This window comes from uncultured Amnibacterium sp. (genome assembly GCF_964250715.1).
Classification (GTDB): Bacteria; Actinomycetota; Actinomycetes; order Actinomycetales; family Microbacteriaceae; genus Amnibacterium.
In genome coordinates, this window is the sequence record NZ_CAXUGX010000018.1 from 21,520 (window position 1) to 29,128 (window position 7,609).

Below are 7,609 nucleotides of genomic sequence, written 5' to 3' on the forward strand. Positions count from 1 at the left end.
GGCGTCGTGCTTCGGACCATCGATCTGCGTGGGCAGGAGTTGACGCCCTCGGCGCTGCATCAGGCACTGCCGAGGGCCGTCTCCGATCCGGGTACCGCGCAGCAGGTCGTTGCCGAGCTGATCGACGACGTCCGCGGGCGCGGCGAGGCGGCGCTGCGCGAGCAGGCCGAGCGCTTCGACGGCGGGGCCCCATCCGAGCTGCGGGTGCCCGAGGCGCAGATCGACGCCGCTGTCGCGGACCTCGATCCGGCCCTGCGCGCCGCCCTCGACACTGCGATCCAGCACGTCCGGGCCGCGAGCCGGGCGCAGGTGCCGCAGCCGGCGACCACCCGCATCGGCGACGGTGCCGTCGTGCACCAGCGGTACCTGCCCGTCGGACGGGTCGGCCTCTACGTGCCCGGTGGGCGCGCCGTCTACCCCTCCAGCGTCGTGATGAACGTCGTCCCGGCACAGGAGGCGGGGGTCGGCTCGATCGCCCTGGCGTCGCCGCCGCAGCGCGCGTACGGCGGCCGCGTGCACCCCGGCATCCTGGGAGCTGCGGGTCTGCTCGGCGTCCGCGAGGTCTACGCGATGGGCGGCGCCGGCGCGATCGGCGCGTTCGCCCACGGGGTGTCCGGCGTCGGCCTGCAGCCGGTCGACGTGGTGACCGGACCCGGCAACGTCTACGTCGCCGCCGCGAAGCGGGCGGTCGCGGGCCTCGTCGGTATCGACGCAGAGGCGGGGACCACCGAGATCCTGGTCCTCGCCGATGAGGACGCCGATCCCGACCTCGTCGCCGCCGACCTGCTCAGCCAGGCCGAGCACGATCCGCTCGCCGGCGCCGTGCTCGTGACGACGTCCGCCTCGTTCGCCGCACTCGTGGACGACCGGCTGCAGGCCAGGGCGGACGCCACCACGCACCGGGAGCGGGTGGCCGCGGCCCTGTCCGGCGCCCAGTCGGCGATCGTCCTGGTGGACGACGAGGATGCCGCCGTCACCGTCGTGAACGCGTACGCCCCGGAGCACCTGGAGGTGCAGGTGCGGGACCCCCAGGCCGTGCTGCCCCGGCTCGTCAACGCGGGCGCGATCTTCGTCGGCCCCTACTCGCCGGTCAGCCTGGGGGACTACCTGGCGGGCTCCAACCACGTGTTGCCCACCGGTGGCACGGCCCGCTTCACCGCGGGCCTGTCCGTGCTCCCGTTCCTGCGCCAGCAGCAGGTGGTCGAGTACGACCGGGACGCCCTCGCCCTCGCGCGACCTCACATCCGCGTACTCGCCGAGACCGAGCACCTCCCCGCCCACGCCGACGCCGTCGACGCCCGCTTCCGGCCCTGACCCGGACGCCCGACCCTTCCGGTAACCTCAAGGCCCATGTTCTGCCCGTTCTGCCGCAATCCCGATACCCGGGTCATCGACTCCCGGGTCAGCGACGACGGCCTGGCCATTCGCCGCCGGCGGCAGTGCCCGCAGTGCCACCGCCGCTTCTCGACCACCGAGACGGCCAGCCTCAGCGTGATCAAGCGCAACGGCGTGCTGGAGCCGTTCAGCCGAGACAAGGTCGTCTCCGGCGTCAAGAAGGCGTGCCAGGGACGGCCGGTCACCGAGAGCGACCTGGCCCTGCTCGCGCAGCGCGTCGAGGAGACCATCCGAGCGACCGGCGCCAGCCAGATCGAGGCGAACGACATCGGCCTGGCGGTTCTGCCGCCGCTGCGCGAACTGGACGAGGTCGCCTACCTGCGCTTCGCCAGCGTCTATCAGGGCTTCGACTCCCTGGACGACTTCGAGGCGGCGATCACGCTGCTACGGGTCGAGAACGCCTCGCCGGCACCCGGGGCGTGAGCGGAACGGAGTCGCGCGAGCAGCGCCCGTCCGGTCTGCGTGCCGGCCTGCGCCCCGATATCCGGTCTTCCGCCGTCCGCCGCGCAGTCACCGGTGTGCTGGGCGCCGGCTACGGCGTCGTCTTCCGCACCGTGCTGCTGCGGACGGATCCCGAGACGGCCCACCGGATCGCGTTCGCGGTGATCCGTCTCTGCGGTGTCGCTCCGGTCGCCGCCGTGCTGTCGCGGCTGACCGCGGCGCCCGCCTCCGCGGCGGTCCATGCCCTCGGCCGCATATTCCCGAGCCCCTTCGGCCTGGCCGCGGGATTCGACAAGAACGCCCGCGCGGTGGCGGGACTCGCCGCGCTCGGCTTCGGCCACATCGAGGTGGGCACCATCACGCTGCTGCCGCAGCCCGGCAATCCGCCGCCCCGCCTGGTACGCCTGCCCGCGGACGCGGCGCTGATCAACCGGATGGGATTCAACAACGAAGGGGCGATGGCGGTGGCCCGTCGACTCGCCGCGGTACGCCGACGCCCGGGTGCGCCGGTCGTCGGGGTCAACATCGGCAAGAACCGCGACACCCCGATGGAGCAGGCGGCCGCCGACTATGCGGCGGTCGCTCGTGCGCTGGCCCCGGTCGCCGACTACCTGGTGGTCAATGTCAGCTCGCCGAACACACCCGGGCTGCGGGGGCTGCAGGAGCTGGACCTGCTGGAGCCGCTGCTCGCCGGCTGCCTGCGGGAGGCCGGCGGCGTGCCGGTGCTCGTGAAGATCGCGCCGGACCTGACCGACGACGCCGTGCGCCACATCGCTGCCCTGGTCGGCCGCATCGGCCTGGCCGGGGTCGTCGCGACGAACACGACCCTCGCCCGGACCGGCCTGCGCACGTCCGCCGAACGGATCGACGCCGCGGGTGCGGGCGGCGTGTCGGGGGCGCCGCTCGCCGCCCGGTCCCGGCAGGTGCTGGGGGTGCTGCGGGATGCGCTGCCGGCGAGCGCCTGCATCATCAGCGTCGGCGGCGTCATGACCGCAGCCGACGTGCGCGAGCGACTGGCCGCCGGCGCCACCCTGGTGCAGGGCTACACGGGCTTCCTCTACCGCGGCCCGGGCTGGCCGAGCGAACTGTCCGCCGCCTGAGCCAGGATCGGTCAGCGGACCTCGGTGCCCCGCTTCACCTGGGGCTTCGGCATGCGCAGCGAGCGGAACTGGATCACGCGGGTGACCACGTAGAAGTTGACACCCTTCATGACGGCGGCGTCGCCGAACTTCGTCGCCAGCCGACGCTTGATGCCGCGGGCGGCGAGCAGGCCGTCGCCGACGACGATGATCACGAACGCCCAGAGGCCGATGAACAGGGTGCTCTGGGCGGCTCCCGTGATCACGAAGCTGCCGATGAAGAAGACACCGAACACCGGATAGAGCAGCTCGCCGAGCCGCAGGCGGGAGTCGACCACGTCGCGGATGAAGCGGCGCTGCGGTCCGCGGTCCTTGACGGGCAGGTAGCGGTCCTCGCCGTTGGCCATGCCGATGCGGGCACGGTTGCGCTCGACGGCGGCATCCGACCGGGCCGATCGAGATGCCGCCTTGCGATCGGTGGGGACCAGGGGACGGCGGCGGGCCTGCTCCTGCTCGCGGCGCGACGGGGTCGCCCTGCCCTTGCCGGGGCCGACCGGCGCTTCGGGCGCCACCTCGACGGGTGCCTTTTTGGCCACGGACGCCCTCGCTTTCTGCCGCTTCTAAGCTTACGCGCATGGTGCTGACGCAGCCGGGGGCCGACCTCCAGGGCGACGATGTGGCGGTTCGGCAGGCGGTGGCCGACGGCTTCCCGGCCGCCGTCGCGACCCTCGGCGAACTGATCCGCATCCCCTCGATCGCCTTCCCCGGGTTCGACCCCGAGCAGGTGCAGCGCAGCGCCGCCGCCGTCGCCGAGCACGCGCGCGCGACCGGGGCGTTCGACCTGGTCGAGGTGCGACGCGCGCCGGCCGCCGGCGGCGGCACGGGCAATCCGGCGGTCGTCGCCCGCCGCGACCCGGCACCGGGTGCGCCGACCGTCCTGCTCTACGCGCACCATGACGTGCAGCCGCCCGGCCCCGACGACGCCTGGGCCTCGCCGCCGTTCATCCCCACCGTGCGGGGGGAGCGGCTGTACGGGCGCGGCGCCTCCGACGACAAGGCCGGCGTGGTCACCCACCTCGCAGCGATCCGCGCACTGCTCGCGGTCACCGCCGGCGCCCCCCGCATCGGCCTGGCCCTGTTCGTGGAGGGCGAGGAGGAGGCGGGCTCGTCGTCGTTCGACGCCTTCCTCGCGCAGAACGCCGACACCCTGGCCGGCGACCTGATCGTCGTCGCCGACTCCGACAATGCGGCCGTCGGGACGCCGTCGCTGACCACCAGCCTGCGCGGCAACGTCACGATGACCGTCACCGTGGCGACGATGGACCACGCCTCCCACTCCGGTATGTACGGCGGCGCCGTGCCCGACGCGATGCTCGCGACCGTCACCCTGCTCGCCACGCTCTGGGACCCGCAGGGCACGGTCGCCGTGGCGGGGCTGGCAGGGTCCTTCGATGCGCTGGCCGACGCGGACCCGTCGGCGCCGGCGCACCTGGCCCGCGACGCCGGCCTGCTGCCGGGCGTGCGGCCGATCGGTGGGGGCTCGGTCGCCGACCGGCTGTGGCGCGGGCCCGCCATCACGGTCACCGGAATCGACGCCCCCGACGTGCGGAACGCCTCCAACACCCTGCAGGGCAGTGTGCGCGTGCGGATCAGCGCCCGGGTGGGCCCCGGAGTGCGGGCCGCGGACGCGGCGGCGGCCCTCACGGCGCACCTGCGGGCGCACGCACCGTTCGGTGCGCACATCGACGTCGCCGACGTCGACAGCGCCGAGCCCTACCTGGCAGACACCGGCGGCGCCGCCGCGACGGCCGCGCTTGGGGCGCTGCGCGACGCCTGGGGCGCCGAACCGGCGCAGACCGGCGTCGGCGGCTCCATCCCGTTCCTCGCGACCCTCTCCCGCACCTTCCCCGACGCCCAGATCCTGATCACCGGAGTCGAGGACCCCGACACCCGGGCGCACGCCCCCGACGAGTCGCAGCACCTCGGTGTGCTGCACCGAGCCGTGCTCGCCGAGGCACTGCTGCTCGCGCGGCTCGACCGGGACCGCTGACCTCCGTCAACTCCTTCGTCACCATCTCCCGAACACCTCCCGAACACCGCCGACGGCGCCCGCATCCGCCCAGCGCGTGCGTACACTGCTGGCATGACGGACATCACGCTGACCGGCAAGCCGACCACCGACACGGGCCACGGCGTCCTGTTGACCCAGGCCGCTGCCGACAAGATCCGCAGCCTGCTCGACCAGGAGGGGCGCGACGACCTGCGTCTGCGTCTCGCGGTGCAGCCGGGCGGTTGCAGCGGCCTGATCTATCAGCTCTACTTCGACGAGCGACTGCTCGAGGGCGACGCCACGGTGGACTTCGAGGGTGTCGAGGTCGTCGTCGACCGCATGAGCGTGCCCTACCTGGACGGCGCCTCGGTCGACTTCGAGGACACCATCCAGAAGCAGGGCTTCACCATCGACAACCCGAACGCGCAGGGCAGCTGCGCCTGCGGCGACTCCTTCCACTGATCACCATCCTCATCCGGAGAGGCACCAGGTGCGTCGCAACCGTCGTCGACTGACCCTGGCGGTGCCGCTGGCCGGTGCCGTCGCTCTCAGCCTCACGGGCTGCTCCACCTCGCAGTTGCACGGGTTCCTGCCGGGCTTCATCGACGGTCAGAAGCCGGTCACCAACCACACGCAGACGGTGTCGGACCTGTGGGTCGGCTCGTGGATCGTGCTGCTCGCCGTCGGCGTGCTCACCTGGGGGCTGATCCTCTGGGCCGCCATCGTCTATCGCCGGCGCCGCGGGCAGACGGGGCTGCCGGTGCAGCTGCGGTACAACATGCCCATCGAGGTCTTCTACACGCTCGTGCCGCTGATCCTGGTGCTCGGCCTGTTCGCATTCACCAGTCGCGACCAGAACCAGATCGAGCACCGGTTCGCCAAGCCCGACGTCGTGATCGACGCCTACGGCAAGCAGTGGGCGTGGGACTTCGAGTACCAGACGCAGGGGGTCTACACGCAGGGCGTGCAGGCCCGGCCGGTCAGCGAAGGCACGGGCAACACCGGATTCGTGGAGTCGCAGATCCCGCAGCTGGTCCTGCCGATGGGCAAGAAGGTCGAGATCCGCCTGCGCACGCGGGACGTGAACCACTCCTTCTGGGTGATCGACTTCCTGTACAAGAAGGACATGATCGCCGGGCAGACGAACTACGAGGACGTCATCCCCACCCGCCTCGGCACGTACCAGGGCCGGTGCGCGGAACTCTGCGGCGAGTACCACTCGCGCATGCTGTTCACCGTCAAGGTCGTGTCACCGGCGGACTACCTCACCTACACGGACAGCCTCCGTGCCGAGGGCAATGTCGGATCGATCGCGAACCTGAACAAGGACGGACCCGGCACCCAGAACCCCGCGGAGCCCACCGGCTCCGAGGCGAATCCACGATGAGACGCGGGAGCGCATCATGACGACGACACTCGGCCGCCCTCAGGCGACGCTGCCGGCCGGTCAGGCGGCGGTGTTCAACGGACCGGGGCCGCGCCGCAAGGGCAACATCGTCGTCGAGTGGCTCACCACCACCGACCACAAGAAGATCGGGTTCCTCTACCTGATCACCTCGTTCATCTACTTCCTGATCGCGGGCGTGCTCGCCCTCGTCATCCGCGCGCAGCTGTTCGAGCCGGGACTGGCGATCGTGCCGACGCCGGAGCAGTACAACCAGCTGTTCACGATGCACGGCACGATCATGCTGCTGATGTTCGCCACCCCCCTCTTCGCCGGGTTCGCCAACGCCCTCATGCCGCTGCAGATCGGTGCGCCCGACGTGGCGTTCCCACGCCTGAACGCCTTCGCCTACTGGCTCTACAACTTCGGCAGCTTCATCGCCGTCGCCGGCTTCTTCACCCCGCAGGGCGCCGCGTCCTTCGGCTGGACCGCGTACGCCCCGCTCAACTCGCTGACCTATACGCCGGGCCTCGGCGGCAACCTGTGGGTGTTCGGCCTGGCCCTGTCCGGCTTCGGAACCATCCTGGGCGCGGTCAACTTCATCACCACGATCATCACCATGCGGGCACCCGGCATGACCATGTTCCGCATGCCGATCTTCACCTGGAACACCCTGGTGACGTCGCTGCTGGTCGTGATGGCGTTCCCGGTGCTCGCCGCCGCGCTGCTCGCGCTCGGCGCGGACCGCGTGCTCGGCGCCCACGTCTACGACGCCGCCGGCGGTGGCGCCATCCTCTGGCAGCACCTGTTCTGGTTCTTCGGGCACCCCGAGGTGTACATCATCGCGCTGCCGTTCTTCGGCATCATCTCCGAGGTCATTCCGGTCTTCAGCCGCAAGCCGCTCTTCGGGTACAAGACCATCGTCTACGCGACCATCGCGATCGCGGCCCTCTCGATCACCGTGTGGGCGCACCACATGTACGTCACCGGCTCCGTGCTGCTGCCGTTCTTCGCCCTCACCACCATGTTGATCGCGGTGCCGACCGGCGTGAAGATCTTCAACTGGACCGGAACCATGTGGCGAGGCTCGGTCACCTTCGAGACCCCGATGCTCTGGGCGATCGGCTTCCTGATCACCTTCGTGTTCGGCGGGTTGACCGGCATCATCCTGGCGTCGCCGCCGCTCGACTTCCACCTCTCCGACAGCTACTTCGTCGTCGCGCACTTCCACTACGTCGTGTTCGGCACCGTCGTGTTCGC

The 7,609-nt window shown here is 71.4% G+C and carries 8 protein-coding genes; 7 read left to right on the forward strand and 1 reads right to left on the reverse strand.

Annotated features, from left to right (window positions below):
- Nucleotides 1-6 precede the first annotated feature (6 nt).
- From hisD to ACFE7H_RS13345, 3 genes are all read left to right on the forward strand, one after another.
- Complete coding sequence (hisD, locus tag ACFE7H_RS13335; protein WP_375401726.1) at nt 7-1,314, forward strand: histidinol dehydrogenase; 1,308 nt, start codon at nt 7-9, stop codon at nt 1,312-1,314.
- Nucleotides 1,315-1,350: 36 nt separating this feature from the next.
- Nucleotides 1,351-1,818, forward strand: a complete 468-nt coding sequence (gene nrdR, locus ACFE7H_RS13340; RefSeq protein WP_375401727.1) for a transcriptional regulator NrdR — start codon at nt 1,351-1,353, stop codon at nt 1,816-1,818.
- Between the two features lie 95 nt (nt 1,819-1,913).
- Nucleotides 1,914-2,936, forward strand: a complete 1,023-nt coding sequence (locus ACFE7H_RS13345) for a quinone-dependent dihydroorotate dehydrogenase (protein WP_375401734.1) — start codon at nt 1,914-1,916, stop codon at nt 2,934-2,936.
- Between the two features lie 11 nt (nt 2,937-2,947).
- Here ACFE7H_RS13345 and ACFE7H_RS13350 read toward each other — a convergent pair whose 3' ends face one another.
- On the reverse strand, nt 2,948-3,511 hold the full coding sequence (locus tag ACFE7H_RS13350) for a DUF3043 domain-containing protein (RefSeq protein ID WP_375401728.1): 564 nt from the start codon (nt 3,509-3,511) through the stop codon (nt 2,948-2,950).
- A 38-nt stretch (nt 3,512-3,549) separates the two neighbouring features.
- On the opposite strand from ACFE7H_RS13350, the gene ACFE7H_RS13355 reads away from it, so the two are divergent.
- The 4 genes from ACFE7H_RS13355 to ACFE7H_RS13370 form a co-directional block, all read left to right on the forward strand.
- A complete protein-coding gene (locus ACFE7H_RS13355) occupies nt 3,550-4,965 on the forward strand; it encodes a M20/M25/M40 family metallo-hydrolase (RefSeq protein ID WP_375401729.1) in 1,416 nt (471 codons plus the stop codon).
- Between the two features lie 93 nt (nt 4,966-5,058).
- Nucleotides 5,059-5,427: an iron-sulfur cluster insertion protein ErpA gene (gene erpA, locus ACFE7H_RS13360; protein ID WP_375401730.1), complete on the forward strand. Its 369-nt coding sequence runs from the start codon at nt 5,059-5,061 to the stop codon at nt 5,425-5,427.
- Nucleotides 5,428-5,455: 28 nt separating this feature from the next.
- Nucleotides 5,456-6,352, forward strand: coding sequence for a cytochrome c oxidase subunit II (gene coxB, locus ACFE7H_RS13365; RefSeq protein WP_375401731.1), 897 nt, complete (start codon nt 5,456-5,458; stop codon nt 6,350-6,352).
- A 16-nt stretch (nt 6,353-6,368) separates the two neighbouring features.
- Nucleotides 6,369-7,609, forward strand: a 1,241-nt coding sequence (locus ACFE7H_RS13370) for a cbb3-type cytochrome c oxidase subunit I (protein ID WP_375401732.1), incomplete at its 3' end; no start/stop codon positions are given.

Bases quoted from the DNA above. Each gene is read 5' to 3' on its own strand.
- nrdR (WP_375401727.1), top strand. From the start codon at position 1,351: ATGTTCTGCCCGTTCTGCCGCAATCCCGATACCCGGGTCATCGACTCC.
- erpA (WP_375401730.1), top strand. From the start codon at position 5,059: ATGACGGACATCACGCTGACCGGCAAGCCGACCACCGACACGGGCCAC.
- ACFE7H_RS13355 (WP_375401729.1), top strand. From the start codon at position 3,550: ATGGTGCTGACGCAGCCGGGGGCCGACCTCCAGGGCGACGATGTGGCG.